Source organism: Pseudomonas gingeri, from assembly GCF_013386115.1.
In the GTDB taxonomy this organism is placed as follows: domain Bacteria; phylum Pseudomonadota; class Gammaproteobacteria; order Pseudomonadales; family Pseudomonadaceae; genus Aquipseudomonas; species Aquipseudomonas gingeri.
On sequence record NZ_JACAOR010000005.1, the window covers coordinates 316791 to 343351 of the forward strand.

General features: G+C 63.4%; 19 protein-coding genes. 6 read left to right on the forward strand and 13 right to left on the reverse strand.

All coding sequences use genetic code 11. The features are described from left to right. Window positions 1–273: 273 nt before the first annotated feature. The 3 genes from ptsP to HX881_RS09470 are packed head-to-tail and all read left to right on the forward strand — an operon-like array spanning window position 274 to window position 5833. The gene (gene ptsP / locus HX881_RS09460; protein WP_177084096.1) at window positions 274–3135 is read left to right on the forward strand and encodes a phosphoenolpyruvate--protein phosphotransferase; all 2862 of its coding nucleotides are present in this window, start codon (window positions 274–276) and stop codon (window positions 3133–3135) included. Continuing rightward, on the forward strand, window positions 3135–4076 hold the full coding sequence (pfkB, locus tag HX881_RS09465) for a 1-phosphofructokinase (RefSeq protein ID WP_177084098.1): 942 nt from the start codon (window positions 3135–3137) through the stop codon (window positions 4074–4076). Before ptsP ends, pfkB begins: the two co-directional genes overlap by 1 nt. An 11-nt stretch (window positions 4077–4087) precedes the next feature. Next, entirely contained in the window at window positions 4088–5833 is a 1746-nt protein-coding gene (locus tag HX881_RS09470; RefSeq protein WP_177084100.1) for a PTS fructose-like transporter subunit IIB, read from the forward strand. Between the two features lie 125 nt (window positions 5834–5958). On the opposite strand, the gene HX881_RS09475 is transcribed toward HX881_RS09470, so the two are convergent. Continuing rightward, window positions 5959–8484 (reverse strand): PepSY domain-containing protein, encoded by a 2526-nt coding sequence (locus tag HX881_RS09475; protein WP_177084102.1) that lies wholly within the window; start codon window positions 8482–8484, stop codon window positions 5959–5961. A 228-nt stretch (window positions 8485–8712) separates the two neighbouring features. On the opposite strand from HX881_RS09475, the gene HX881_RS09480 reads away from it, so the two are divergent. Further along, on the forward strand, window positions 8713–9498 hold the full coding sequence (locus HX881_RS09480) for a tetratricopeptide repeat protein (RefSeq protein WP_177084104.1): 786 nt from the start codon (window positions 8713–8715) through the stop codon (window positions 9496–9498). Window positions 9499–9631: 133 nt separating this feature from the next. On the opposite strand, the gene HX881_RS09485 is transcribed toward HX881_RS09480, so the two are convergent. The 5 genes from HX881_RS09485 to HX881_RS09505 all read right to left on the reverse strand — a co-directional run bounded on the left by HX881_RS09485 (window position 9632) and on the right by HX881_RS09505 (window position 14905). Continuing rightward, complete coding sequence (locus tag HX881_RS09485) at window positions 9632–10795, reverse strand: type III PLP-dependent enzyme (protein WP_103032579.1); 1164 nt, start codon at window positions 10793–10795, stop codon at window positions 9632–9634. Between the two features lie 668 nt (window positions 10796–11463). After that, window positions 11464–12621, reverse strand: coding sequence for an osmoprotectant ABC transporter ATP-binding protein OsmV (locus HX881_RS09490; protein ID WP_177084106.1), 1158 nt, complete (start codon window positions 12619–12621; stop codon window positions 11464–11466). Further along, window positions 12618–13271, reverse strand: coding sequence for an ABC transporter permease (locus HX881_RS09495; protein ID WP_017123528.1), 654 nt, complete (start codon window positions 13269–13271; stop codon window positions 12618–12620). Before HX881_RS09495 ends, HX881_RS09490 begins: the two co-directional genes overlap by 4 nt. Before the next feature lie 9 nt (window positions 13272–13280). Next, the gene (locus HX881_RS09500; RefSeq protein WP_017123529.1) at window positions 13281–14174 is read right to left on the reverse strand and encodes a glycine betaine ABC transporter substrate-binding protein; all 894 of its coding nucleotides are present in this window, start codon (window positions 14172–14174) and stop codon (window positions 13281–13283) included. Window positions 14175–14188: 14 nt separating this feature from the next. Next, window positions 14189–14905 carry an ABC transporter permease subunit gene (locus HX881_RS09505; protein ID WP_177084108.1) on the reverse strand — a complete coding sequence of 239 codons (717 nt, stop codon included), beginning with the start codon at window positions 14903–14905 and terminating at the stop codon, window positions 14189–14191. Window positions 14906–15245: 340 nt separating this feature from the next. Here HX881_RS09505 and HX881_RS09510 point away from each other — a divergent pair, with 340 nt between their 5' ends. Next, window positions 15246–16829, forward strand: coding sequence for a peptide chain release factor 3 (locus HX881_RS09510; RefSeq protein ID WP_177084110.1), 1584 nt, complete (start codon window positions 15246–15248; stop codon window positions 16827–16829). A 257-nt stretch (window positions 16830–17086) separates the two neighbouring features. Further along, entirely contained in the window at window positions 17087–17350 is a 264-nt protein-coding gene (locus tag HX881_RS09515) for a hypothetical protein (protein WP_177084112.1), read from the forward strand. Between the two features lie 115 nt (window positions 17351–17465). Here HX881_RS09515 and HX881_RS09520 read toward each other — a convergent pair whose 3' ends face one another. The 7 genes from HX881_RS09520 to HX881_RS09550 all read right to left on the reverse strand — a co-directional run bounded on the left by HX881_RS09520 (window position 17466) and on the right by HX881_RS09550 (window position 26265). Continuing rightward, window positions 17466–18434: a peptide ABC transporter ATP-binding protein gene (locus HX881_RS09520; RefSeq protein ID WP_177084114.1), complete on the reverse strand. Its 969-nt coding sequence runs from the start codon at window positions 18432–18434 to the stop codon at window positions 17466–17468. Further along, complete coding sequence (locus HX881_RS09525) at window positions 18434–19402, reverse strand: ABC transporter ATP-binding protein (RefSeq protein WP_017123534.1); 969 nt, start codon at window positions 19400–19402, stop codon at window positions 18434–18436. Before HX881_RS09525 ends, HX881_RS09520 begins: the two co-directional genes overlap by 1 nt. Before the next feature lie 10 nt (window positions 19403–19412). After that, window positions 19413–20324: an ABC transporter permease subunit gene (locus HX881_RS09530; protein ID WP_177084116.1), complete on the reverse strand. Its 912-nt coding sequence runs from the start codon at window positions 20322–20324 to the stop codon at window positions 19413–19415. Between the two features lie 10 nt (window positions 20325–20334). Then, complete coding sequence (locus tag HX881_RS09535; protein WP_017123536.1) at window positions 20335–21345, reverse strand: ABC transporter permease subunit; 1011 nt, start codon at window positions 21343–21345, stop codon at window positions 20335–20337. A 75-nt stretch (window positions 21346–21420) separates the two neighbouring features. Beyond that, complete coding sequence (locus tag HX881_RS09540) at window positions 21421–23016, reverse strand: ABC transporter substrate-binding protein (RefSeq protein WP_017123537.1); 1596 nt, start codon at window positions 23014–23016, stop codon at window positions 21421–21423. Window positions 23017–23093: 77 nt separating this feature from the next. Then, window positions 23094–24494 (reverse strand): OprD family porin, encoded by a 1401-nt coding sequence (locus tag HX881_RS09545; protein ID WP_042934261.1) that lies wholly within the window; start codon window positions 24492–24494, stop codon window positions 23094–23096. 172 nt (window positions 24495–24666) lie between these two features. Then, window positions 24667–26265 carry an ABC transporter substrate-binding protein gene (locus HX881_RS09550; protein ID WP_177084118.1) on the reverse strand — a complete coding sequence of 533 codons (1599 nt, stop codon included), beginning with the start codon at window positions 26263–26265 and terminating at the stop codon, window positions 24667–24669. Window positions 26266–26561: the final 296 nt, after the last annotated feature.

Genomic DNA, 26561 nt, shown 5'->3' on the forward strand with positions numbered 1-26561 from the left:
AGGCCCGCCAGATCACTGAAAAATGCGCGGCTCTTCCAGCAGATTCGCCGACAGCCAGTTGTCGACCAGCAGGGCTTCAACCCGGAACAATAATCGAGTAACGTGTCCTACACGCTAGATTAAACGTTTCAGCAAGCGTATTTTCCGGGGATTGCGTCCGGTGTCACGGTCCTGCCGAAAGACCGTTTCGCTATGTTCTGGCACGCAAGCCCAGGCTGATTCATTCAAAACAATACCTAGCGTCCCGTTGTGGGCGCTGAATAGGAGAAAGGCATGCTCGAGCTCACCGTAGAGCAGATTTCCATGGGCCAGTCGGCCGTGGACAAGTCTGCTGCCCTGCAACTGCTTGCGGACAAGCTGGTGACCGACGGCCTGGTGGCCGAGGGCTACCTGGCCGGCTTGCAGGACCGTGAGGCGCAAGGCTCGACCTTTCTCGGCCAGGGCATCGCGATTCCCCATGGCACCCCGCAGACCCGCGACCAGGTATTCGCCACGGGTGTGCGCCTGCTGCAGTTTCCCGAAGGCGTGGATTGGGGCGATGGCCAGATCGTTTACCTGGCCATCGGTATCGCGGCGAAATCCGACGAACACCTGCGCCTGCTGCAACTGCTCACCCGTGCCCTCGGCGAGACGGACCTGGGCCAGGCCCTGCGCCGTGCAAGCTCCGCCGAAGCCTTGCTGAAACTGCTGCAAGGCGCGCCGCAGGAACTGGCGCTGGATGCCCAGATGATCGGCCTCGGCGTGGCGGCCGACGATTTCGAAGAACTGGTCTGGCGTGGCGCCCGCCTGCTGCGCCAGGCCGACTGTGTGAGTAACGGTTTTGCCGCGGTCCTGCAGCAGGTCGAAGCGTTGCCGCTGGGCGATGGCCTGTGGTGGCTGCACAGTGAGCAGACGGTCAAGCGGCCGGGGCTGGCGTTTGTCACACCGGAAAAGCCGCTGCGCTACCTCGGCCAACCCTTGAGTGGGCTGTTCTGTCTCGCCAGTCTCGGCGAAGCCCATCAGGCCCTGCTCGAACGCCTGTGTGCGCTGCTGATCGAAGGCCGTGGCCATGAACTGGGACGCGCCACCAGCAGCCGGGCGGTACTGGAGGTTCTGGGCGGCGAATTGCCGGCCGACTGGCCGAGCGCGCGCATCGCCCTGGCCAATGCCCATGGCCTGCATGCCCGGCCGGCGAAGGTTCTCGCGCAACTGGCGAAGCGTTTCGACGGCGATATTCGTGTGCGCATAGTCGACGCCCCGGGCAGCGCGGTGTCGGTGAAAAGCCTGAGCAAGCTGCTCAGCCTCGGCGCGCGCCGGGCCCAGGTGCTGGAGTTCATTGCCGAACCGGGGATTGCCGCCGATGCCTTGCCGGCCTTGCTGGCGGCGGTGGCAGAAGGCCTCGGCGAGGAAGTCGAACCCTTGCCGGCGGTGAGCGCCGCCAGTGTGGCCGTGGACGAGGTGGTCGTAGCCTTGACGGCACCGGTTGCCGGCAGCCAGGTCCAGGCGATTGCCGCTGCGCCGGGGATCGCCATCGGCCCCGCGCATATCCAGGTCGCGCAGACGTTCGACTACCCGTTGCGTGGCCAGTCGGCCGCGCTCGAGCGCCAGCGCCTGCACAGCGCCTTGAGTGAGGTGCGCAAGGATATCGAGGGTCTGATCCAGCGCAGCAAAGCCAAGGCCATTCGCGAGATTTTCATCACCCACCAGGAAATGCTCGACGACCCGGAACTGAGCGACGAGGTCGACACCCGGCTCAAGCAGGGTGAAAGCGCCGAAGCCGGCTGGATGGCAGTGATCGAGGCGGCCGCCCGGCAGCAGGAGTCCTTGCAGGATGCACTGCTGGCCGAGCGGGCGGCGGACCTGCGGGATATCGGCCGGCGCGTGCTGGCGCAGTTGTGTGGTGTCGAAACCCTGGCCGAGCCCGAGCAGCCCTATGTACTGGTGATGGACGAAGTCGGCCCGTCCGATGTGGCGCGCCTGGATCCGGCGCGGGTGGCGGGGATTCTCACCGCCCGCGGCGGAGCCACGGCGCACAGTGCGATCGTCGCCCGTGCCCTGGGCATCCCGGCACTGGTCGGGGCGGGCGCGGCGGTGCTGTTGCTGGCGCCGGGCACGACCTTGCTGCTCGACGGCCAGCGTGGCCGGCTGCATGTCTCGCCGGATGCCGTCGCCTTGCAGCGTGCCACCGAGGAGCGCGACAGCCGCGAACAGCGCCTGCGCCAGGCTGCCGAACAACGTCACCAGGCGGCGCTGACCCTTGACGGGCATGCGGTGGAAGTCTTTGCCAATATCGGTGAAAGCGCCGGAGTCGCCGGCGCGGTGGAACAGGGCGCCGAAGGCATCGGTCTGTTGCGCACCGAACTGATCTTCATGGCGCATCCACAGGCGCCGGACGAAGCCACCCAGGAAGCCGAATACCGGCGGGTGCTCGACGGCCTGGGCGGGCGACCGCTGGTGGTCCGAACCCTGGATGTCGGCGGCGACAAGCCGCTGCCTTACTGGCCGATCGCCAAGGAAGAAAACCCGTTCCTCGGCGTGCGCGGTATCCGCCTGACCCTGCAACGGCCGCAGATCATGGAAAGCCAGTTGCGCGCCCTGTTGCGGGCCGCCGACAACCGCCCCCTGCGGATCATGTTCCCGATGGTCGGTAGCGTGTCGGAGTGGCGCCGGGCCCGGGAAATGACCGAGCGCCTGCGCCTGGAAATTCCGGTGGCCGACCTGCAACTGGGAATCATGATCGAAGTGCCGTCGGCGGCGTTGCTGGCGCCGGTGCTGGCCCGGGAAGTGGACTTCTTCAGTGTCGGCACCAACGACCTGACGCAATACACCCTCGCCATCGACCGTGGTCACCCGACACTTTCGGCCCAGGCCGATGGCCTGCACCCGGCCGTGCTGCAACTGATCGACATCACCGTGCGCGCGGCCCATGCCCATGGCAAGTGGGTCGGTGTCTGCGGCGAACTGGCGGGCGACCCGCTGGCGGTACCGGTGCTCGTCGGGCTGGGGGTGGATGAATTGAGCGTTGCGGCCCGCAGCATTCCCGAGGTCAAGGCGCGGGTGCGCGAACTGACCCTGCCGGCCGCACAGGCCCTGGCCCGTGCGGCCCTGGCCGTGGGCAGCGCCGATGAAGTGCGCGCCCTCGTGGAGGCGGTGTAATGGCGCGGATTCTGACGCTGACCCTGAACCCTGCGCTGGACCTGACCGTGCAACTGGCGCGGCTGGAGCCGGGCCAGGTCAATCGCAGCGAGGCCATGCAGACCCACGCGGCCGGCAAGGGCGTGAACGTCGCCCAGGTGCTGGCGGACCTCGGGCATCAACTGACCGTGAGTGGTTTTCTCGGCGAGGACAATCAACAAGCCTTCGAGACCCTGTTTGCCCGCCGTGGATTTGTCGATGCCTTTGTCCGCGTGCCGGGGGAGACCCGCAGCAATATCAAGCTGGCCGAGCACGACGGCCGCATCACCGACCTCAACGGTCCCGGTCCGCTGGTCAGTGCCGAGGCCCAGCATGCCTTGCTGGACCGGCTGGAACAGATCGCCCCCGGTCATGATGCCGTGGTGGTCGCGGGCAGTTTGCCCCGGGGCGTCAGTCCGCAATGGCTGCAAGCGCTGTTGCGGCGGTTGAAACAGCTGGGCCTGAAAGTCGCCCTGGACACCAGCGGCGCAGCCTTGCAGGCCGGACTGGCGGCGGGGCCCTGGTTGATCAAGCCCAATACCGAGGAATTGGCCGAAGCGCTGGGCAGCCCCGTGACCTCATTGCTCGCGCAATCCGCGGCAGCGACCCGGTTGCGTGCCCAGGGCATCGAGCACGTGGTGGTTTCCCACGGTGCCGAAGGGGTCAACTGGTTCTGCGCCGCACCGGCATTGCACGGGCTGCCGCCGACCGTCAGCGTGGCGAGCACCGTCGGTGCCGGCGACGCGTTGCTGGCCGGCATGCTTCATGGCCTGCTCAGCGGGCACGGCGCGGAGCAGACCCTGCGCACGGCCACGGCGATTGCCGCCCTGGCCGTGACCCAGATCGGTTTCGGCATTGGTGACAGGGAACGCCTGGCGCAGCTTGAACGCGGCGTCAGCGTGCACGCCCTAACAGAACAATAAGAGGGATTGTGATGAAGTTAGCCATTGTTACCGCCTGCCCGAACGGCATGGTCACCAGCGTGTTGTGCGCTCGCCTGCTGGAAGCGGCAGCCCAGCGCCAGGGCTGGAGCACCAGTGTCGAAGTACACGATAGCCGGCACCCGGAGCGCCAGTTGTCGGCGGCGACCCTCTCGGCGGCGGAATGGGTGCTGGTGGTCAGCAGCGCGCCTGTGGATATGTTGCGCTTTGTCGGCAAACGGGTGTTCCAGACCACCCCGGCCCAGGCGTTGCAGGACGTCGAAGCGGTACTGCGACACGGTGCCGAAGAAGCGAGTGTCTACATCGCCCCCGAGGCCGCGGTTGCGGCGCCGGTGGTGGCCCAGCGCGCACCGCGCCTGGTGGCGGTGACGGCCTGCCCGACCGGCGTCGCTCATACCTTCATGGCCGCCGAAGCCTTGCAACAGTCGGCCAGGCGCCTGGGCTATGAGCTGCAGGTGGAAACCCAGGGCTCGGTCGGTGCACGCAACCCGTTGAGCGCGGCGGCGATTGCCGAAGCCGACGTGGTCTTGCTGGCGGCCGATATCGAAGTCGCCACCGAGCGTTTCGCCGGCAAGAACATCTACCGGTGCGGCACCGGCGTGGCCCTGAAACAACCGGACGCGACCTTGCGCAAGGCCCTGGCCGAAGGCACGCCGGAGAGTGCCGCGACAGGCGCTGGCGCGGCGCCGGCCAGGGAGGAAAAGGCCGGTGTCTACAAGCACCTGCTGACGGGGGTTTCGTTCATGTTGCCGATGGTGGTGGCGGGCGGCCTGTTGATCGCCCTGTCCTTCGTCTTCGGTATCACTGCGTTCAAGGAGCCGGGCACGCTGGCCGCGGCGCTGATGCAGATCGGCGGGGAAAGCGCCTTCAAGCTGATGGTGCCGCTGTTGGCCGGCTATATCGCCTACTCGATCGCCGACCGCCCCGGGCTGGCCCCGGGGATGATCGGTGGCCTGCTGGCGAGCACCCTTGGCGCCGGGTTTATCGGCGGGATCGTCGCCGGTTTTCTCGCCGGCTACAGTGCCAGGGCGATCAATCGTCATGCGCGGTTGCCGGCCAGTCTGGAAGCCTTGAAGCCGATCCTGATCATTCCGTTGCTGGCGAGCCTGTTCACCGGCCTGGTGATGATCTATGTGGTCGGCAAGCCGGTGGCGGGGATGCTGGAGGGGCTGACGCATTTCCTCGACAGCATGGGCACCACCAACGCGATCCTGCTGGGTGTGCTGCTCGGCGGGATGATGTGCGTCGACCTCGGCGGGCCGATCAACAAGGCAGCGTATGCCTTCTCGGTCGGGCTGCTGGCGTCGCAGAGTTATGCGCCGATGGCCGCGACCATGGCCGCCGGCATGGTGCCACCAATCGGCCTGGGCATCGCCACCCTGATTGCCCGACACAAGTTTGCCCGGAGCGAACGGGAGGCGGGCAAGGCTGCCTTCGTGCTGGGCCTGTGCTTTATCTCGGAAGGGGCGATTCCCTTTGCCGCCAAGGACCCGTTGCGGGTGATTCCGGCGAGCATCGCCGGTGGCGCGCTGACCGGTGCCCTGTCGATGTACTTCGGCTGCAAGCTGATGGCGCCCCATGGCGGGCTGTTCGTGATGCTGATTCCGAATGCGATCAACCACACGCTGCCGTATCTGCTGGCGATCATCGCCGGCAGCCTGCTGACCGCGGTGACCTATGCCGTGCTCAAGCGACCGGAAGCAGTCGAGTTGACCGTGGAGCCGGCCCAGGCGCAATGATCGTTCCCACGCTCCGCGTGGGAATGCCTCTCTGGACGCTCTGCGTCCGCTTTGTGACGCGGAGCGTCACGGGCTGCATTCCCACGCGGAGCGTGGGAACGATCGGAGTGAGCGGTGGGTGTCGGTCAGTAGACGTCCCGCCGATAGCGCCCTTGCTCGATCAGGCGCTCCACGGACTCGGCCCCGAGCAGTTCCACCAGGACCTGGTCGACACCCGATGCCATGCCCTGCAGGCTGCCGCAGATATAGATCGCGGCACCTTCGGCGAGCCAGCGGTGTAGCTCATCCGCCGCCTCCCGCAAGCGGTCCTGCACGTAGATCTTGTCCTGCTGGTCCCTGGAGAATGCCAGGTCCAGCCGGGCGAGGTCGCCCGTCGCCAACCAGCCCTGCAACTCTTCCCGACAGTAGAAGTCGTGGGCGATGTTGCGTTCGCCGAACAGCAGCCAGTTGCGTGTCTGGCCATCGGCGATACGTGCCTTGAGCAGGCTGCGCAATCCGGCCAGCCCGGTACCGTTGCCCAACAGGATCAGCGGACGCGGTTCGCCGGGCAGATGGAAACCGCTGTTGCGCCGCAGGCGCAGGCTGATGGCCGCGCCCACCGGCGCATGTTCGGTCAGCCAGCCGGAGCCGAGCCCGAGGCTGCCGTCCGCGTGCCGTTCCTGGCGGACCAGCAGTTCCAGCTGGCCGTCGCTGGCGATGGAGGCAATGGAGTATTCACGCAGGGCGAGGGGCACCAGCGCATCGACCAGGGCCTGGGCATGCAGGCCCACCAGGTGTCCGCGATTATCCGGTAACTGGCGACCGGCCAACGCCTGGGCCAGGGTTTCCTGCAGGCCGTCGAGTTGCACCGGGGTAGTGGCTTGCAGGCCGAGCCCGGCGAGGAAATGTTCGACTGTCGCGCCGTGGTGACGCGGCATGATTTCCACCAGGTCACCTGCTTGCCATGGGGTTGGCGTCGGAGCATCCAGGCCGATCAGGTAGACGCCGGAACCGCTGCTGCCCGGGTTGAGCAACACGCGTCGAGCCAGGGTCCAGTTGTCGAACCGTGGCGCCTGCCATGCCACCAGGGGCGCACTCCCGGTAATCTGGCTGAGCTGCTGCTGCCAGTAGCGCAGGGCATAGGGATCGCCGCTGTCGACTTCGATCGGCGCGAACAGGACGTTGCCGCCGCGGGCTTCGAGCCAGTGATGCAGGCGTCGGGCAAAGCCGCAGAAATGCGGGTACTGGCGATCACCGAGGGCCAGCACCGAATAATTCAGGCCATCGAGGGCCAATGCCTGACCCAGCACCTTGCGCTCGAAGCCACGGGCGCTGTCGGGCGCTTCGCCGTCACCAAAGGTGCTGACGACAAACAGGGCATGCTGCGATTCGCGCAGCTCCCGTTCGCCGACCTCGGCCAGGGGCTGGACCCGCACCGGCAGACCGGCGGCCTGCAACTGGCCGGCGGTCTGCCAGGCCAGTTGCTCGGCGAAACCGCTCTGGCTGGCGAAACCCACCAGCCAGGCGGGAGCGTTGCTGCTGTTCTGGCCGAGCCCGCCGCGGGCTTTTTTCACCGCGCGTTTCTTGCGGCGGCGATCGAGGTACAGCAGCCAGCCGGTAATGAAGAACAGCGGCATGGTCAGGCTGGAAAGCGTCAGCAGGATGCGCCCGGTAAGGCCGAAGTAGCTGCCGACATGCAGCGCATAAATACTGGTCAGCAACTGTCCCTTGAGGCTTTTGTCGGCATAGCGGAAGTGCTCGCGGATGGCGCCTGTGGCCGGATCCAGCATGATCTGGTTGAGGGCGCGATCATGGGGTGAATCCTCGAGCAGGTAATACACGGTTGCCGGCTGGCCGGCCACGGGTGGCATGCGGATGTTATAGGCGCTGAGCTCGGGGCCCGCGGCACTCTTGATGCTGCTCCAGATCGCGTCGTAGTCGGCGGTGGGCGTCGGGCCGGTCGGGGCGGGGCCACGTCCGACCTTGCGCTGCTGGGCCACGGAGTCGGCGAACAGCTTGTTCAGGCCGTTGCTGTACCACTCGTAGGACCAGGACAAACCGGTCAGGGCCGACAACAGGTAGAACACCAGGCACCAGGTTCCGGCAACGGAGTGCAGGTCCCAGTTGAAGGCGCGGCCTTTTTTCGCCCAGTCGAGGGTCAGCCAGGCACGCCAGTCGAGGGCCTTGCGCGGCCAGCGCAGGTACAGGCCGGAGAGGCAGAAGAACACCAGCATCAGGGTGCAGGCGCCGGTGATCTGGCGACCGGTGTCGCCCATGGCCAGGTACCGGTGCAGTTGCAGCATCAGGTTGAAGAAGTCCAGGCCGACGACATCGCCCTGGTAGTCACCGGTGTAGGGATCGAAATAGCGCAGCTGCCCGCGTCGTTCACCCGGCGGCGCGGTGAAGAACACCCGGCCGGCGCTGTCGCCGTGGGGCTCGACCCACAGCATCGCGACGGTCTGGCCTTCTCTGGCTTCGAGCCTGCGCACCAGCTCGGCGGGCGGCAGGGCCTCGTGGTTCGGTGCCTCGACTTGCAGCACCGAGGGATTGAGCAGACGCAGCAGTTCGTCCTGAAAGGACACCGTGGCCCCGGTGATGCCCATGAACGCCAGCACCAGCCCGGCACTGATGCCGAACAGCCAATGCAACTGGAACAGTGTTTTCTTCAACACGGCGACCGCCTTGCTCAATCAAAGTCATGCTTCACGGCGCGCATTATGCCGTGTGTGCGAATGCGACGAATTCATATTTGTTAGCTTTTTACAAACAGACTGCTACATAACGCTACAGGCGCCAGGGCGGTCGGAAACGCAGATGTAAGGCGCTTATCGGTGCGTATCTTACCGCATCAATGGGAATCAGATACTATTGCGATTATTTCTCTTTAAGGTGTCGGCGTCATGCTGTTGTACAGGCGCGAAGAGGTGCTGGACGGCGATTCGCTCAAGGTCATGCTGGAAGAGAACCCGGCCCGCGCAGCCCAGGCGATCCTGCTGGCGGCGGCGGAAGGGGTCGTCGAGGCCCAGGCGTTGCTGGGGCAGATACTGCTGGACGGGCAGGGCATCGAACGCGACCAGGCCCTGGCGCTGCGCTGGTTTGAAATCGCCGCGAATAACGGTCACTTGATGGCGCGCAACATGCTCGGGCGTTGCCATGAGCACGGCTGGGGTTGCGCGCCCGATGAGCAGCTGGCGGCGCGGCATTACCACCTGGCGGCGCAGGGCGGGCTGGACTGGGGGTTGTACAACTACGCCAACCTGCTGGCGACCGGACGCGGGGTGCGGGAGGATCAGGCCCAGGCGCTGGCGCACTACCGGCGTGCTGCCGGGATGGGCCATGCCAGATCGATGAACCTGCTGGGGCGCTACCTGGAAGATGGGCGTTTCTGTCCCGCTGACCTTGTTGCCGCCTGCGAGTGGTATCGCCGGTCCGCCGAGGCAGGGGATTTTCGCGGGCAGTTCAGTTACGCGACGGTGCTGGCCGACCTGGGCCGGGTCGACCAGGCGCTGGAGTGGCTGCGCAAGGCGCTGGCTGGCGGCAATCTGAAATTCCTGCGGATCAGCCGCCAGACCCTGCTGGCGGCCAGGGATCCGCGAATCCGTGCCATGGCGCTGGCCTACCACCAGCAGGCGGCTGCCCTGGGCGACGAGCAGGATCGCGCGGCACTGCACAGGTTGTTGGGCTGAGCCTTCAAGCGCCCTGGAGTACCTTCTGCGGACCCGGGCATCGATGGGTGTCAGCGGATAGCCCGGCAAAGTGACAATAAAAAAGGCCCGTGAGCAATCACGGGCCTTTCGGCTGCAGCGCAGGCGTGGAGGCTTACACGTAGAACGACTTCAGCGGCGGGAAGCCATTGAATTCAACCGCGCTGTAGCTGGTGGTGTAGGCGCCGGTGGACAGCCAGTAGAGGCGGTCGCCGATGGCCAGGTTCAGGGGCAGGCCGTACTTGTAGTTTTCGTACATGATGTCGGCGCTGTCGCAGGTTGGGCCGGCGATGACCACTTCCTCCATCTCGCCTTTCTTCTCGGTCCAGATCGGGAACTTGATGGCTTCGTCCATGGTTTCGATCAGGCCGGAGAACTTGCCCACGTCGGTGTATACCCAACGTTCGACGGCGGTCCGCGATTTACGTGCCACCAGCACCACTTCGCTGACCAGGATACCGGCGTTGGCGATCAGCGAACGGCCTGGCTCGAGGATGATTTCCGGCAGGTCGTCGCCGAAGTCTTCCTTGAGGAAGCGGATGATTTCCTCGGCGTAGGTTTCCAGGCTGTTGGTGCGGGTGATGTAGTTGGCCGGGAAGCCGCCGCCCATGTTGATCAGCTTGAGGTGGATGTCGTCTTCTTCTTTCAGGCGCTCGAAGATCACCTTGACCTTGGCGATAGCCGCGTCCCAGACGCTGATATCGCGCTGTTGCGAGCCGACGTGGAAAGACACGCCGTAAGGCACCAGGCCCAGGTCGCGGGCGAGGATCAGCAGGTCCATGGCCATGTCGGTCTGGCAGCCGAACTTGCGCGACAACGGCCAGTCGGCGGTGGTCGAGCCTTCGGTGAGGATGCGTACGTAGACTTTCGAGCCCGGTGCGGCCTTGGCGATGTTGCGCAGGTCGGCTTCGGAGTCGGTGGAGTACAGGCGCACGCCCTTCTCGTAGAAGTAGCGGATGTCCTTGGATTTCTTGATGGTGTTGCCGTAGCTGATGCGATCCGGGCTGACGCCCTGGTTCAGCACTTTATCCAGCTCGTAGATCGAGGCGATGTCGAAGCTCGAGCCTTTCTTGTTCAGCAGGTCGATGATTTCGACGGCCGGGTTGGCCTTGACGGCGTAGTAGACCTTGGCGAATTCGAAACCTGCACGCAGGTCATCGTAGGCCTGGGAGATCATCTGGGTATCGATGACCACGAAAGGGGTTTCTTGCTTGTCGGCGAACGCCTTCATTTTCTCAAAGGTATCGCGCGCGAAATAGTCTTCGACCTGGATCGACATGCGGGGGGACTCCTAGTGGCAAACGTGAGTTATCAATGGGTGCAAATGAACGTCCTCCGTATCCCCACTTTGGTTCGCCTACTTCCCAAGGCATGTCGCCGAAAGCAAAAAGGCCATGGGATCAACCGCTTCCCTTGGCCTTGCTGTCTCGTCGTCAGTACTTGAGCCGGATGGATCGTTTCCAGCATGGACGTTCGGCGCGAACTTTAGGACTTGAGGGGCTTGAGATCAACTAAAAATGTCGCGTTTTTGCACGCGCTCGTCGCGTAACCCGGATCAGTCACTTATTTAACCGACCCGGATGACAGTCTGATGTTCCCTCGGGAAGGGGATTTTTGCGGGTTTTATGCCAATCCCCGTTGGCGCTGCCTGTGTCGGAGGGGCGGGTCTGGGAGCAGGCTGTTGTGGGAGCGGGCTTGCCCGCGAAGCTGTTGGCGGTTTCAAGGGCCTCATCGCTGGCAAGCCAGGCTCCTACAGGTTGCGTGTCGTATACAGCATTTGCGTTCGGCACCGTATCCCTGTGGGAGCGGGCTTGCCCGCGAAGCTGTTGGCGGCCTCAGGGGCCTCATCGCTGGCAAGCCAGGTTCCTACAGGTTGCGTGTCGTGTGCAGGATCTGCGTTCGGCAGCGTCTCCCTGTGGGAGCCGGCTTGCCGGCGATGGCGGCCTGTCAGACCGCGGCCATCTCGGCAGGCGACACAATGCTGGTCTTGGCCCCTCGGGAGCGCCCGGAACTCAGGTAGGCGGCAATCGACTCCTGGGTCACTTCGCCGAGGAACACCCGCTCTGCGTCCATCACCGGCAGCCACGAGCGGTTGAACTCGTACATCCGCGACAACAGAATGCGCAGATTCTCGTCGTAGGCTGCGGTCGCATTGAACTCGCGCAGGTACTGCCCACAGTTGCCCGCCTGGCGATGCAGGTCGCGGCGGCGGACATAACCCAGCGCCTTGTTCGCGGCATCGGTCACCACCACATAGCGGCGGTCGTGCTCGTCCATCAGCTCCAGGGCGTCGGCCACCGGCGTTTCCGGGCTCACCGACGGGGCGTTGTCCGCCGCGTCCTCGGCCTTGACCAGCAACAGGCGCTTGAGGGTGCTGTCCTGGCCGACGAAGTTGCTGACGAAATCATCCGCCGGATGCGCCAGCAGCGTGTCCGGATGGTCGATCTGGATCAGCTTGCCGCCGCGGAAGATGGCGATCTTGTCGCCCAGCTTGAGGGCTTCGTCGATGTCGTGGCTGACCATGATCACGGTCTTGTTCAGTGCCCGCTGCATCTCGAAGAACTCGTTCTGGATCATCTCCCGGTTGATCGGGTCGACCGCGCCGAACGGCTCGTCCATCAGCAGCAGCGGAGCATCCGCCGCCAGGGCACGGATCACGCCGATGCGCTGCTGCTGGCCGCCGGACAGTTCCCGTGGATAACGGTGCAGGTACTGCTTGGGTTCGAGCTTGATCATGCTCATCAACTCGCGGGCCCGGTCATGGCATTTCTGTTTGTCCCAGCCGAGCAGGCGCGGCACCACGGTAATGTTTTCCTCGATGGTCATGTTCGGGAACAGGCCGATCTGCTGGATGACGTAGCCGATATTGCGGCGCAGCGTCACTTCGTCGAGCTGGGTGGTGTCTTCGCCGTTGATCAGGACCTGGCCCGAGGTCGGCACGATCAGCCGGTTGATCATCTTCAGCGTGGTGCTCTTGCCGCACCCCGAAGGGCCGAGAAAGACGCAGATCTCGCCTTCGTTGACGGTCAGGCTCACCGAGTCGACGGCCTTGACGGCCTTGCCGTTGCTTTGGAAGGTCTTGCTCAGATTCTGTAGTTCGATCATTTCAGGAGTCCTTTGGGAGTCAGCGAGCGTTGCAGCCATTGCAGGAGCAGGTCGGCGGCGATGGCCAGGACACTGACCAGCACGGCACCGACGATCAGCATCGACATGTCGCTGCGGCTGATGGCCGCGAGGATGAGTACGCCCAGGCCGCCGGCACCGATGGTGGCGGCGATGGTCATGACGCCGATGTTCATCACCACGGCGGTGCGCACGCCGGCGAGGATCACCGGCACCGCGATCGGCAGTTCGACCATGCGCAGGCGCTGGCCGAAGGTCATGCCGATGCCGCGGGCGGCTTCACGGATGCCCGGCTCGACGCCGGTCAGGGCCAGGTAGGTGTTGCGCATGATCGGCAGCAACGAGTAGAGGAACACGGCGGTGATCGCCGGCAGCGGTCCGAGGCCCTGGCCGAATTTCGAGTAGAACGGCAGCAGCAGGCCGAACAGGGCAATCGACGGCACGGTCAGCAGCACCGTGGCACTGGCTTGCAGGGGGCCGGCCAGCGCCGGGAAACGGGTCATCAGTACGCCCAGGGGCACGCCGACGACAATCGCCAGGGTCACGGCAATGCCGACTAAAGTGATGTGTTGCCCGGTCAGGTGCAGGACCAGTGGCCAGTCCAGATGGGAAAAGGCGTTCAGGAATTCCATGTCTTCTCCTCAGTGGATGGGGTGTTGGCGCAGGAAGTCGGCGGCCACGGCGGACGGGCTTTGGTGATCGACGTCGACCCGGGCATTGAGCTGGCGCATGGTGTCGTCGTCGAACAGTTCGGCGAGCGGCTTGAGGTCGGCGGCCAGTTGCGGATGAGCGTCGAGGTAGGCCTGACGCACCACGGGGGCGGCGGTGTAGTCCGGGAAGTAGTGGCGGTCATCCTCCAGCAGCTTGAGCTTGAAGGCGTTCAGGCGACCGTCGGTGGTGTAGACCAGCCCCGCGAACACCTGGCCATTGCGCAGCGCCGTATAGACCAGGCCGGCATCCATCTGGCGAATGTTCTGGCGCGTCAGGTTCATGCCATACAGTTTCACCATGCCTTCCAGGCCGTCGGAGCGGTTGGCGAACTCGGTGTCGAGGGCTACCAGGTGCCGCTCTTTCGCCTCGGCGGCGAGTACCGTGGTCAACTGGCTGATGGTGTTGATCTGCGGGTACTGTTGCGCGACCTTCTGCGGCAGGGCCAGGGCGTAGGTGTTGCTGAACTTCGACGGCGTGAGCCAGACCAGGCCCTTTTTCGCATCGAGTTCCTTGACCCGTGCGTAGGACTGTTCGCTGTCGAGTTTTTCCGTCACATGGTTGTAGGCCACCAGCGATACCCCGGTGTATTCCCAGAGCATGTCCAGTTGCCCGCTTTCGTGGGCGCTACGGGCCAGGTTGCTGCCCAGGCCGCCGGTGACCCGGGTGTCATAGCCCTTGGTCCGCAGGTACTGCGAGGTGATTTCCGCGAGCAGGGTTTGTTCGGTGAACACCCGGGCGCCGATGCGGATCACGGGCTTTTCGGCGGCCTGGGCCCATCCTGCGAACAGCAGGGCACAGCCTAGAAACAAGCAGAATCTTTTCATGGTTTTTCCTTTGCTCAGGCGGGCCGCAGGCCGCGTTCCAGCCAGAGGCGGCTGGCCAGTGTCACCAGGCCATCGAGCAGCAGCGCCAGCAGGGCGGTACACGCCGCGCCGAGGATCAATTGCGGCTGATTGTTCAGGGCGATGCCGGGGAAAATCAGGCTGCCCAGGCTGTTGGCGCCGATCAGGAAAGCCAGCGGCGCGGTACCGACGTTGATCGCCAGGGCCACCCGCACACCACCGACGATGATCGGCACGGCATTGGGCAGCTCGACCCGCCAGAGCACCTGGCGCGGGGTCATGCCGATGCCGACGGCGGCTTCCTTGAGGGATCCCTCGACGTTTTTCAGGCCTTCGTAGGTGTTGCGCACGATGGGCAGCAGGGACGCGAGGAACAGCGCCAGGATCGCCGGACCCGCGCCGATGCCGAGGATCCCCAGGGCAATCGCCAGTACTGCCAGGGGGGGGACGGTGTTACCGATATTGAACACCTGCATGAAGCGTTCGGCGCGGCCCACCATGGTCGGTCGGCTGAGGAAAATGCCGGCGGGAATCCCGACGACAAGGGCGGCGAACATCGACGCCAGTACCAGGTAAAGGTGAGCTTGCAGGTAGAACCACAAGTCGTCTCGGTAGTGCTCGATAGTGCTGATGCCGATCCAGTGGATCAGCAGGGCCAGGAGGACGATGACGACCGCTCCTCCGATAAGCCCTTGGCCATAGCGATTAGCCACAGATGGACTCCTTTTTTTTCAGTCGGCAGACAGTTTTCCGTGAGGCGAGGCCATGCCCGGCTTCTGGAAAAGTGTTCGCGAAAAGCAGCTGTCGCCATGCCGGAAACACAACATGGGAAAGCCATAAGCGCCGCCTTCGTCAGGCTAACTTGCTGATTTTTCTACACCTGACGAAAGGTCATGGCAGGGGAATGGACGCCTGTGCGCTTTAAAAGGTTCCCCAATTAATTGCATTTGGCCATCTCGTGGCCTGCCGGGCGGCAGGGCAGCGGTGGCCGCTGGGGTCGGCTTTGGTCTATAATCTGCGCCCTTTTTTGAATCACCTGTCAGGCGATTTCCCATGACCAACCAGGCCGCCGAAGTCGCGAAACGCCGCACCTTCGCCATTATTTCCCACCCGGATGCGGGTAAGACCACCATCACCGAAAAGCTGTTGCTGATGGGCAAGGCGATTGCGGTGGCGGGCACGGTGAAATCTCGCAAGTCCGATCGCCATGCCACCTCCGACTGGATGGAGATGGAGAAGCAGCGTGGTATCTCCATTACCACCTCGGTCATGCAGTTCCCCTACCGGGACCACATGGTCAACCTGCTCGACACCCCGGGTCACGAAGACTTCTCCGAAGACACCTATCGGACCCTGACCGCCGTGGACTCGGCGTTGATGGTGCTCGACGGCGGCAAGGGCGTCGAGCCACGGACCATCGCCCTGATGGATGTCTGCCGCCTGCGTGACACGCCGATCGTCAGCTTTATCAACAAGCTCGACCGCGATATCCGCGACCCGATCGAACTGCTCGACGAAATCGAGGCGGTGTTGAAGATCAAGGCCGCGCCGATCACCTGGCCGATCGGCTGCTACCGCGACTTCAAGGGCGTCTACCACCTGGCCGACGACTACATCATTGTCTACACCGCCGGTCATGGTCACGAGCGCACCGAGGTGAAGATCATCGAGAAGCTCGACTCGGACGAAGCCCGCGCCCACCTGGGTGACGAGTACGAGCGGTTTATCGAGCAACTGGAACTGGTGCAGGGCGCCTGCCACGAATTCAACCAGCAGGAGTTCCTCGACGGCCAGCTGACCCCGGTGTTCTTCGGTACCGCGCTGGGCAACTTCGGTGTCGACCATGTGCTCGACGCCGTGGTCGACTGGGCGCCCAAGCCGTTGGCCCGGGTGGCCAACGAGCGTACGGTCGAGCCGGTGGAAGAGAAGTTCTCCGGCTTCGTGTTCAAGATCCAGGCGAACATGGACCCCAAGCACCGCGACCGTATCGCCTTCATGCGCATCTGCTCCGGCAAATACGACAAGGGCATGAAAATGCGCCATGTACGTACTGGCAAGGACGTGCGGATCGGCGATGCGCTGACCTTCTTCTCCTCCGAGCGTGAGCAACTGGAAGAGGCCTACGCCGGCGACATCATCGGCCTGCACAACCACGGCACCATCCAGATCGGTGACACCTTCACCGAGGGCGAGGCCCTGGGTTTCACCGGTATCCCGCACTTCGCCCCGGAACTGTTCCGCCGCGTACGCCTGCGCGATCCGCTCAAGTCCAAGCAACTGCGCCAGGGCCTGCAGCAGTTGGCGGAAGAGGGCGCGACCCAGGTGTTCTTCCCGGAGCGCAGCAACGACATCATCCTCGGCGCCGTCGGTGTGCTGCAGTTCGATGTGGTCGCCAGCCGCCTGAAAGAGGAATACAAGGTCGAATGTTCCTACGAGCCGATCACCGTCTGGTCCGCGCGCTGGATCGAGTGCGGCGACAAGAAGAAGCTGGAGGAATTCCGCGTCAAGGCCGTGGAAAACCTGGCACTGGACGGTGGCGGTCACCTGACTTACCTGGCGCCGACCCGGGTCAACCTGGCGCTGATGGAAGAGCGCTGGCCGGATGTGAAATTCCGCGCCACCCGTGAGCACCACTGATTCGTCACGGACGAACAACGGGCTCCACCGAAAACCCCGCTGCTCGGCAGCGGGGTTTTTTATGGGCGGTTGAAACGTGCCATAGGTTTTTCAGTTCTGCTCAATAGTCGGAATCGTTCTAAGAGGCGCCGGAAAGTTTCATGTAGCCAGCATGGAAAAAATTCGTCGACGGGGCTAGGTTCAGACAAAGCTGGCGCAGGTTCTGCGAGCCGGCGCTCAGGCACTCGCGACTTACCTACAGAAGGACTGGATCGACGATGAAAATCTTTCAACGCATTGTGTTGCTGCTCAAGGTGCTGGTGATGCTGTCACTTGGCACGACGGCAGCCTGGGCCAGCACGAGCCCGCCCCAGGCCCATGGCTTGTGGGGAGCGAACAGTGTCCAGGGCAGTGGTTTGATGGTCGCCAAGTCTGATGCCGAACCCGGTGACGAGAATCAGGGTGGCAGCAAGGGCGACGATGACTCCACCACACCCGCGCCTGACAGCGACGACGATGAAGATGGTGACAACGATACTTGATCGTTCAGGACCAGAAATGAAAAAGCCCCTTCTGCCGGGTCGATGCGCAACCTGACAGAAAGGGCTGGGTTTCCAGCGCCCTCGCTTCTTCAGGAGGGCGCTTTTTTGTTGCCGGTCAGAGGAACTGTTCGGCGTAGTGGCAGGCAACCTGGCGGGTATCGACCTGGCGCAACTCCGGCAGTTCCGTGCTGCAACGCTCGGTCGCGTACGGGCAGCGCTTGTGGAACGCGCAGCCGCTTGGCGGGTTCAGCGGGTTGGGCAGCTCGCCGACGATCTTGATCTTCGGCTTCAGCGGGTCCGGGTGAATGGTCGGGGTCGCTGACAGCAGTGCCTGGGTGTACGGGTGCAGGGGACGGGTGTAGATGTCCTCTTTCGGGCCCATTTCCGCGGGCCGGCCGAGGTACATCACCAGCACCTGGTCCGCCACATGGCGCACGACCGCCAGGTTGTGGGAGATGAACACGTAGGCGGTGTTGAACTCCTGCTGCAGGTCCATGAACAGGTTCAGTACCTGGGCCTGGATCGAGACGTCGAGGGCCGAGGTCGGCTCGTCCGCCACCAATACCTTGGGCTGCAGCATCATCGCCCGGGCCAGGGCGATCCGCTGGCGCTGGCCGCCGGAGAACATGTGCGGGTAACGCTGGTAATGCTCAGGGCGCAAGCCGACCTGGCGCATCATCGCCTGCACTTTCTCGCGGCGCTCGGCAGCCGACAGGTTGGTGTTGATCAGCAGCGGCTCGCCGAGCTGGTCACCGATCTTCTGCCGTGGATTGAGCGACGCGTAGGGGCTCTGGAACACCATCTGCACGTCTTTGCGCAGTTGCTTGCGCTCGGCCTTGTTGGCGCCGTTGACTTCCTGGCCGGCAATCTTCAGCGAGCCGGAAGACGGCTCCTCGATCAGGGTCAGGGCACGGGCCAGGGTGGACTTGCCACACCCGGATTCGCCCACCACGGCCAGGGTCTTGCCGGCTTCCAGTTCGAACGACACGCCGTTGAGGGCGCGCACCAGCGCATGGCCCTTGAACAGGCCGCGGGAGACTTCGTAGTGACGGGTGAGGTCGCGGGCGGTGAGAACGACGGCCATTACGCCACCTCCTGGTTCAGCGGGTAGAAGCAACGGGCGAGACTATTGGTTTTCGGGTCCAGGCCCGGACGCTGCTGGCGGCAGCTCTCTTGCACGTACGGGCAGCGCGGCGACAGCAGGCAACCCTGCGGGCGGTCATAGCGGCCGGGAACGATGCCCGGCAGGGTCGACAGGCGCGCGGCGCCCAGGCTGTGTTCCGGAATCGCCTTGAGCAGCGCTTCGCTGTAGGGGTGCGCCGGGACCTCGAACAGGCCCGGGACCTGGCCGACTTCCACGGCCTGGCCGGCGTACATCACGCAGACCCGCTGGGCGGTTTCGGCGACGACCGCGAGGTCGTGGGTGATCAGCACCAGGCCCATGTTCTGCTCTTGTTGCAGGTTGAGCAGCAACTCCATGATCTGCGCCTGGATGGTCACGTCCAGGGCGGTGGTCGGCTCATCGGCGATCAGCAGTTTCGGCTCGCCGGCAATCGCCATAGCAATTGCCACGCGCTGGCTCATGCCGCCGGACAGTTGGTGCGGATAGGCATCCATCCGACTGGCCGCGCCCGGGATCTCGACCTTTTCCAGCAGCTCGATGGCACGCTTGCGGGCTTGTTTGCCGGACATCTTCAGGTGCAGGCGCAGGACTTCCTCGATCTGGAAACCCACGGTGTAGCTGGGGTTCAGCGCGGTCATCGGGTCCTGGAACACCATCGCCAGGTCCTTGCCGACGATCTGCCGGCGCTGGCGGGCGTTGAGCTTGAGCATGTCCTTGCCGTCGAAGCGCAGGGCGTCGGCGGTGACGATGCCGGGATGCTCGATCAGGCCCATCAGCGCCATCATGGTCACGGATTTACCCGAACCCGACTCGCCAACGATGGCCAGGACTTCGCCCTTGTCCACGGCCAAGTCGAGGCCGTCGACCACCGGGACGGCGGTCTTGTCGCCGAAGCGGACATTGAGATTCTTGATTTCTAGCAGTGACATGGGAATCTCCTCAGGCGGCATTCTTGAGTTTCGGGTCCAGCGCATCGCGCAGGCCGTCGCCCATCAGGTTGATTGCCAGCACGCTGAGCAAAATGGTCAGGCCGGGCAGGCTGACGACCCACCAGGCGCGTTCGATGTAGTCACGGGCCGAGGCCAGCATGGTGCCCCACTCGGGGGTTGGCGGCTGGACGCCGAGGCCGAGGAAGCCCAGGGCGGCGGCATCGAGGATCGCCGAGGAGAAGCTCAGGGTGGCCTGGACAATCAGCGGTGCCATGCAGTTGGGCAGCACGGTAATGAACATCAGGCGTGGCAGGCCGGCACCGGCGAGGCGGGCGGCAGTCACGTAGTCGCGGTTCAGTTCGCCCATGACCGCGGCGCGGGTCAGGCGCACATAGGACGGCAGCGAGACGATGGCGATGGCGATCACGGTGTTGATCAGGCCAGGGCCGAGGATGGCGACGATCGCCACGGCCAGCAGCAGCGAAGGCAGGGCGAGCATGATGTCCATCAGACGCATGATGGTCGGCCCGAGGATCCGCGGGAAGAAGCCGGCCAGCAGGCCCATCAGGATTCCGGGAATCAGCGACATCACCACCGAGGACAGGCCGATCAGCAGCGACAGGCGCGAGCCCTGGATCAGTCGCGACAGCAGGTCGCGGCCCAGCTCATCGGTGCCCAGCAGGAACTGGGTCTGGCCGCCTTCAAGCCAGGACGGCGGGGTGAGCAGGAAGTCACGGAACTGTTCGCTCGGATCGTGCGGCGAAACCCACGGGGCGAAAATCGCGCAGAAGATCACCAGCAGCATGAACAGCAGGCCGGCGACGGCGCCCTTGTTCTTGGCGAAGGCCTGCCAGAATTCTTTGTACGGCGATGGATACAGCAGGCTTTGATCGACTGCTACAGAGGAAGTTGGAGTGCTCATGTATAGGATCTCAGCGCTGGTGACGGATACGTGGGTTGGCAAAGCCGTAGAGGATATCCACCACGAAGTTGACCAGGATCACGATGCAGGCAATCAACAGGATGCCGTTCTGCACCACCGGATAGTCCCGGGCGCCGATGGCTTCGATCAGCCATTTGCCGATGCCGGGCCAGGAGAAAATGGTCTCGGTGAGGACCGCGCCGGCCAGCAGCGTGCCGACCTGCAGGCCCATGACCGTCAGCACCGGGATCAGTGCGTTGCGCAGGCCGTGCACGAAGACCACGCGGGTCGGTGACAGGCCCTTGGCGCGGGCGGTACGGATATAGTCTTCGCGCAGGACTTCGAGCATCGAGGAGCGGGTCATCCGGGCGATCACCGCCAGCGGGATGGTGCCCAGCACGATGGACGGCAGGATCATGTGGTGCAACGCATCCCAGAACGCGTCCGGCTGGTCGCTGAGCAGGGTGTCGATCAGCATGAAGCCGGTTTTCGGCTCGATGTCGTAGAGCAGGTCGATGCGTCCGGAAACCGGGGTCCAGCCCAGGCTGACGGAGAAGAACATGATCAGGATCAGGCCCCACCAGAAGATCGGCATCGAGTACCCCGCCAGGGAGACACCCATGACCCCATGGTCGAACAGCGATCCTCGTTTGAGGGCCGCGATCACGCCGGCCAGCAGGCCGAAGACGCCGGCGAACAGCAGGGCGGCCATGGACAGTTCCAGGGTCGCCGGGAAGAGGGCGGTGAATTCGGTCCACACGCTGGTGCGTGTGCGCAGGGATTCACCGAGGTCGCCATGGGCGAGTTTGCCCACGTAGTCGATGTATTGCGCGTAAAGCGGCTTGTTCAGACCGAGGCGTTCCATCGCCTGGGCATGCATTTCCGGGTCGACCCGGCGCTCGCCCATCATGACTTCCACGGGGTCGCCAGGGATCATGCGAATCAACGCGAAGGTCAACAGTGTGATGCCGAAAAACGTGGGGATCAGCAACCCCAGTCGGCGGGCAATAAAACTAAACATCTTGTTGTGTACCTCATCAGCCGGTTAGGCGTGCCGGTCGCTGCCCGGGGTGCGGGCGGCGACCGGCGTATTTTTCTACTTCACCTGGGTCGTGGCGAAGTTATTGGTGGACAGCGGGTTAATGTGATAACCCTCTACGTTCTTGCGCATGGCGGTAAACATCTTGGGATGAGCCTGTTCGACCCACACCACTTGGTCGTGCAGGATTTCCAGGGCTTTCTCATAGAGTGCGGCGCGCTCGGCAGGATCAGTCTTGGCACGGGCCTGCTCGATCAGCGTCTGGAACTGCTGGTTGCACCAGCGGCTGTAGTTTTCGCCGTTTTTGGCGGCTTCGCAACTCATTAGCGGGGTCAGGAAGTTATCCGGGTCGCCGTTGTCGCCACTCCAGCCGGCCGAAACCAGGTCATGTTCGCCTTTTTTCGCCCGCTTGAGCATCTCGGCCCACTCCATGACGCGGATATCGATCTTGATGCCGACCTTGGCCAGGTCCGACTGGATCAACTGTGCGCCCAGTTGCGGGTTCGGGTTGGTCGGGCCACCGCCGTTGCGAGTGTACAGGGTGAAGACCGTGCCTTCGGGCACGCCGGCTTCCTTGAGCAGGGCGCGGGCCTTGTCCAGGTTCTGCGCGGGGTTCTTCAGCTTGTCGTTGTAGCCCAGCAGGGTCGGCGGGTAGGGGTTGACCGCCGCGATGGCGTTGCCCTTGCCGTACAGGGTGTCGACGTAGGTCTGTTTGTCCAGGGCCAGTTCGATGGCCTGGCGCACTCGCACATCGCTCAGGTATTTGTGCTCGGTATTGATGGCGGTGTAGCCGGTGGACATGGCCGCCATGCTGACGACCTGCAGGTTCGGGTCGGCCTGGATGCTCGGGACGTCATCCGGTTTCGGATACAGCGCCACCTGGCACTCGTTGGCCTTGAGCTTCTGCAGGCGGGTGTTGTTGTCCGGGGTGATGGCGAATATCAGCGCTTCGGCCGGTGGCTTGCCACGGAAGTAGTCCGGGTTGGCCTTGTAGCGGACCTGCGCATCCTTGGCATAGCGCTGGAAGATGAACGGGCCGGTGCCGATCGGCTTGGCGTTGAGGTCATCCATCTTGCCGGCCTTGAGCAACTGGTTGGCGTATTCGGCGGAGTGGATCGAGGTGAACGCCATGCCCAGGTCGAGCAGGAACGGTGCTTCGGGCCGGGACAGGGTGAACCGCACGGTCAGATCGTCGACTTTTTCGACGCTCTTGAGCAGGTTCTGGAAGTCCATGCTTTCAAAATACGGGAAGCCGACGGTGGATTGCTTGTGCCAGGGGTGATTCGGGTCCAGCTGGCGCTGGAAGCTCCAGAGCACGTCGTCGGCATTCAGCTCACGGGTCGGTTTGAAGTAATCGGTGCTGTGGAACTTGACGCCTTTGCGCAGGTGGAACGTGTACTGCAGGCCGTCGGGACTGATCTCCCAGCTTTCGGCCAGGGCCGGCTGGATCTCGGCCGTGCCCGGCTTGAAGTCCACCAGGCGGTTGAACAGGGTTTCAGCCGCTGCGTCGGAAGTGACGGCGGTGGTGTACAGAACCGGATCGAAACCTTCCGGACTGGCTTCGGTGCAGACCACCAAGGGTTTTGCCGAAACGCCGATGGCAGCAGTCAGCAAGGTGGCTGCGATAGCCGCTCGCAAGGGAAGCATCTTCATATAAACCCTCCGTAATCAAATGAGCCAGATTAGTCGCCAGGGCCGATTCGTCGAATCGACCCTGGCATCGTTACGTCTTAAAGAATCTTGAATGGAATGGTGGTGACCAGGCGGAACTCGTTGAGGTTGCCGTCAGCCTGTTGTGCGCTGGCGCGGTGAGTGGTGTAGGTCGCACGGATGGCGGTGGCCTTCAGCGGACCACTTTGCACCGCGTAGGACGCGCCGATGCCGTATTCCTGGTGCTTCTCGCCGTCCATCAGGCGCAGGTCGCTGCGTTTTACGCCAGCCTCGCCATAGGCGGTGCCGGTGTAGTGGGTGCCGTCGATGCCCCAGCCGCGGGAGCTGTAGACGTTGAACTTGAGGCCCGGCACGCCGTATTCGGCCATGTTGATGCCATAGGCGATCTGGAAGGACTTCTCGTTCGGTCCGTTGAAGTCCGAGAGCAGGGAGTTGGCCAGGTAGATGCCGTTGGTTTCGTGCAGGTAGTCGAAGTACTCGTTACCGTTCACCTGCTGGTAGGAGAAGGTCAGGCTGTGAGCCTGGTGAGTCAGGCCGAGGGACAGCGAGTAGGTGTCGTTGTCGATTTCGCCCATCTTCTTTTTGCCGGTGTCGACGGTCTTGTAGTAGTTGAAGCCGGTGGTCAGGCCCAGTACCGAAGTGTCGCCCAGGTCATGGGTGAAGCCCGCGTAGTACTGGTTCCAGAAGTCTTCGACCTTGGCGGCGTAGAGGCTGGTCTTCAGGCTCTTGAACGGCTGGTAGGTCATGCCGGCGGTGTTGACGTGGTCGGTTTCCTGGCCGTTGCCGTATTCGCTGCGGAATTTCGACAGGCTCTGCTCGGTCCGTGGCGAGACACGGTCGAAGGTGCCCAGGTCGAAGGCCATGTTGCTCAGTTCTTCACTGTGGATGCTCACACCTTCGAAGCTGGAAGGCAGGGCACGGTTGCCGATGTTATCGACGATCGGCGTGCTGAAGTTCTGGCGACCGGCGGTCAGGGTGGTGTTGGAGACGCGGGCCTGGACGTTGGCCAGGCCCAGCTTGCTCCACTGGCCGACGGCATCGCCGTCGCTGTGGGTCAGGGTACGGTTGGAGCCGCCGGCCATGTCCTTGCGGTCACGGTCCAGGGCGATGGCGTTGTAGGCCGCCACTTCGGTCTTGAAACCCACGGTGCCCTGGGTGAAACCCGAGCTGTAGTTGAGGATGGTGCCCTGGGCCCAGTTGATGCGGCGCGGGGTCGGCGTCGGGGTGGTGCCGCCTTTTTTGTAGGAGAAGCGGTCATCACGGCGCTTCAGTTCGTTGGCGTACCAGTTGCGGGTGGTGCCGCTCAGGCTCTGGCCATCGATAAAGCCCTTGGCTTCACTCTGGGCATTGCCGGTATTGATGCCGGTCGGAATGAAATCCTGGCTCTGGGATTCCGCATGGGCCATCAGGGTGGTGCTACTGATTGCTAAGGCTAACAACGCTTTTTGAGAGAGTTTCAACGTACCGCTCCTTTTTCTTTCTTTTTGAAATGCCGGTCTTTTTGGGTGATCCGGCTATTGTGGTGAACTCTGTTTTTTTGTTTCGCAAACGTTTGCTTGGCAGTGGTTCGCCGAATTTCGGCTGCAAGATTGCGTGAGGACGAAATTCGTCCCCAACGCGCGGGTCACGGTTTTATTGTTCGATACTGACGCCCGAGAACGAATTGCGGCCAAACGGGCTGACTTTGAAGTCCTGGACTTTGGCGCTCAACGGCTGGTTGACCGTCGAATGGGCGATAGGGGTAATGGGCACCTGTTGCTTGAGCAACTGCTGGGCCTGTTTGTAGAGCACTGTCCGCTCGTCGCGATCGGTGACGACCTTGGCCTGCTTGATCAGCTTGTCGTACTGTGGGTCGCACCACATGGAGTAGTTGTTGCCGCCGATGGCGTCGCAACTGTAGAGGGTGCCGAGCCAGTTGTCCGGATCGCCGTTGTCGCCGGTCCAGCCAATCAGGCTGACGTCATGCTCGCCGTTCTTGGTGCGCTTGAGGTACTCGCCCCATTCGTAGCTGACGATCTTCACCTTGAGGCCGATCTTCGCCCAGTCGGCCTGGAGCATTTCGGCCATCAGCTTGGCGTTGGGGTTGTAAGGGCGCTGGACGGGCATGGCCCAGAGGGTGATCTCGGTGCCTTCCCTGACTCCGGCGGCCTTGAGCAATTCCCTGGCCTTTTCCGGATTGTAGGCGGTGTCCCTGATGGTCTCGTCGTAGGACCACTGGGTCGGTGGCATGGCGTTGACCGCCAGTTGGCCGGCGCCCTGGTAGACCGCATTGAGGATGCTCGACTTGTTCACCGCCATGTCCAGGGCCTGGCGCACCTGCAGTTGGTCGAAAGGCTTGTGGCGCACGTTGTAGGCGATGTAGCCGAGGTTGAAACCGGGCTTTTCGATCACCTGCAGCTTCGGGTCGCTCTTGAGCGCATCGACATCGGCGGGGCGTGGGTGCAGGGTGACCTGGCATTCATTGCGCTTGAGCTTCTGCACCCGTACCGAGGCGTCGGTGTTGATCGCGAAGATCAACTGGTCGAGCTTGACCTTGCCCGGGTCCCAGTAGTGCTTGTTGGCGGCATAACGGATCTGCGTATCTTTCTGGTAACGCTGGAGCACGTAGGGGCCAGTGCCGATCGGTTTCTGGTTGATGTCGCTGGGCCTGCCTTCCTTGAGCAACTGGTCGGCATACTCGGCGGACAGGATGGCGGCGAAGCTCATGGCGATATTCTGGATGAACGCGGCGTCGACGCTGTTGAGGGTCATGACCACGGTCAGCGGCCCGGTCTTTTCGACCTTGGCGATATTCTTGTTCAGGCTCATCCCGTTGAAGTAGGGGAACTCCGTGGGATACGCCTTGCGAAACGGCTGCTCGGGATCGAGCATGCGATTGAAGGTGAACAGCACATCGTCGGCGTTGAAATCGCGACTCGGCGTGAAGTATTTGGTGGTGTGGAACTTCACCCCTTCACGCAGGTGGAAGGTATACACCAGGCCATCCGGCGAGATATCCCAGCTCTTGGCCAGCGCCGGTGCGACGGTGGTCTCGCCCCGGACGAACTCCACCAGCCGGTTGTAGATCGGCTCGGCGGCGTCGTTGTCGGTGGCGGCGGTGTACTGCGCGGTGTCGAACCCGGCCGGGCTGCCCTCGGAGCAGAACACCAGGCTACCGGCAGCCTGGGCAAAAGAGGCACCGGCCAGCAGGGCCGTGCTGATAAAAGCGGATAAAACGAAGGTATGGCGCATGACGATCCCAATCCATTTTTATTGTCATCGATGAGCAATTGCCATGTGCTGAAACATGGAAACATCACCGACTGAGTCAGTAGGTACAGCAATGCCGCTCAAACGCCTATCAGCGATGTCTCGACGTTATGACGCCAAGTCCTTGCCGTAAATGCGTAGAGCCTTAGAGAGTTGTAGGAAAAAACTGCGCTTCTGACTCGTTCTGCTGGAACCGGGAGCGGTCAGGTAATGGGCAATTCCTGCAATTCTGGCGGGGTAGCGCAAGGGCGACGTCCTGCGACGCCGCCCTTGCGAAA

Excerpts from the sequence above, each read along its gene's own strand:
- HX881_RS09520 (WP_177084114.1), bottom strand. The coding sequence starts at position 18,434 with ATGGCCGTCGTTCTCACCGCCCGCGACCTCACCCGTCACTACGAAGTC.
- HX881_RS09515 (WP_177084112.1), top strand. The coding sequence starts at position 17,087 with ATGAAAATCTTTCAACGCATTGTGTTGCTGCTCAAGGTGCTGGTGATG.
- HX881_RS09490 (WP_177084106.1), bottom strand. The coding sequence starts at position 12,621 with ATGATCGAACTACAGAATCTGAGCAAGACCTTCCAAAGCAACGGCAAG.
- pfkB (WP_177084098.1), top strand. The coding sequence starts at position 3,135 with ATGGCGCGGATTCTGACGCTGACCCTGAACCCTGCGCTGGACCTGACC.
- HX881_RS09525 (WP_017123534.1), bottom strand. The coding sequence starts at position 19,402 with ATGTCACTGCTAGAAATCAAGAATCTCAATGTCCGCTTCGGCGACAAG.
- HX881_RS09540 (WP_017123537.1), bottom strand. The coding sequence starts at position 23,016 with ATGAAGATGCTTCCCTTGCGAGCGGCTATCGCAGCCACCTTGCTGACT.
- HX881_RS09530 (WP_177084116.1), bottom strand. The coding sequence starts at position 20,324 with ATGAGCACTCCAACTTCCTCTGTAGCAGTCGATCAAAGCCTGCTGTAT.
- HX881_RS09510 (WP_177084110.1), top strand. The coding sequence starts at position 15,246 with ATGACCAACCAGGCCGCCGAAGTCGCGAAACGCCGCACCTTCGCCATT.
- HX881_RS09500 (WP_017123529.1), bottom strand. The coding sequence starts at position 14,174 with ATGAAAAGATTCTGCTTGTTTCTAGGCTGTGCCCTGCTGTTCGCAGGA.
- HX881_RS09550 (WP_177084118.1), bottom strand. The coding sequence starts at position 26,265 with ATGCGCCATACCTTCGTTTTATCCGCTTTTATCAGCACGGCCCTGCTG.
- HX881_RS09535 (WP_017123536.1), bottom strand. The coding sequence starts at position 21,345 with ATGTTTAGTTTTATTGCCCGCCGACTGGGGTTGCTGATCCCCACGTTT.
- HX881_RS09495 (WP_017123528.1), bottom strand. The coding sequence starts at position 13,271 with ATGGAATTCCTGAACGCCTTTTCCCATCTGGACTGGCCACTGGTCCTG.
- HX881_RS09470 (WP_177084100.1), top strand. The coding sequence starts at position 4,088 with ATGAAGTTAGCCATTGTTACCGCCTGCCCGAACGGCATGGTCACCAGC.
- ptsP (WP_177084096.1), top strand. The coding sequence starts at position 274 with ATGCTCGAGCTCACCGTAGAGCAGATTTCCATGGGCCAGTCGGCCGTG.
- HX881_RS09485 (WP_103032579.1), bottom strand. The coding sequence starts at position 10,795 with ATGTCGATCCAGGTCGAAGACTATTTCGCGCGCGATACCTTTGAGAAA.
- HX881_RS09480 (WP_177084104.1), top strand. The coding sequence starts at position 8,713 with ATGCTGTTGTACAGGCGCGAAGAGGTGCTGGACGGCGATTCGCTCAAG.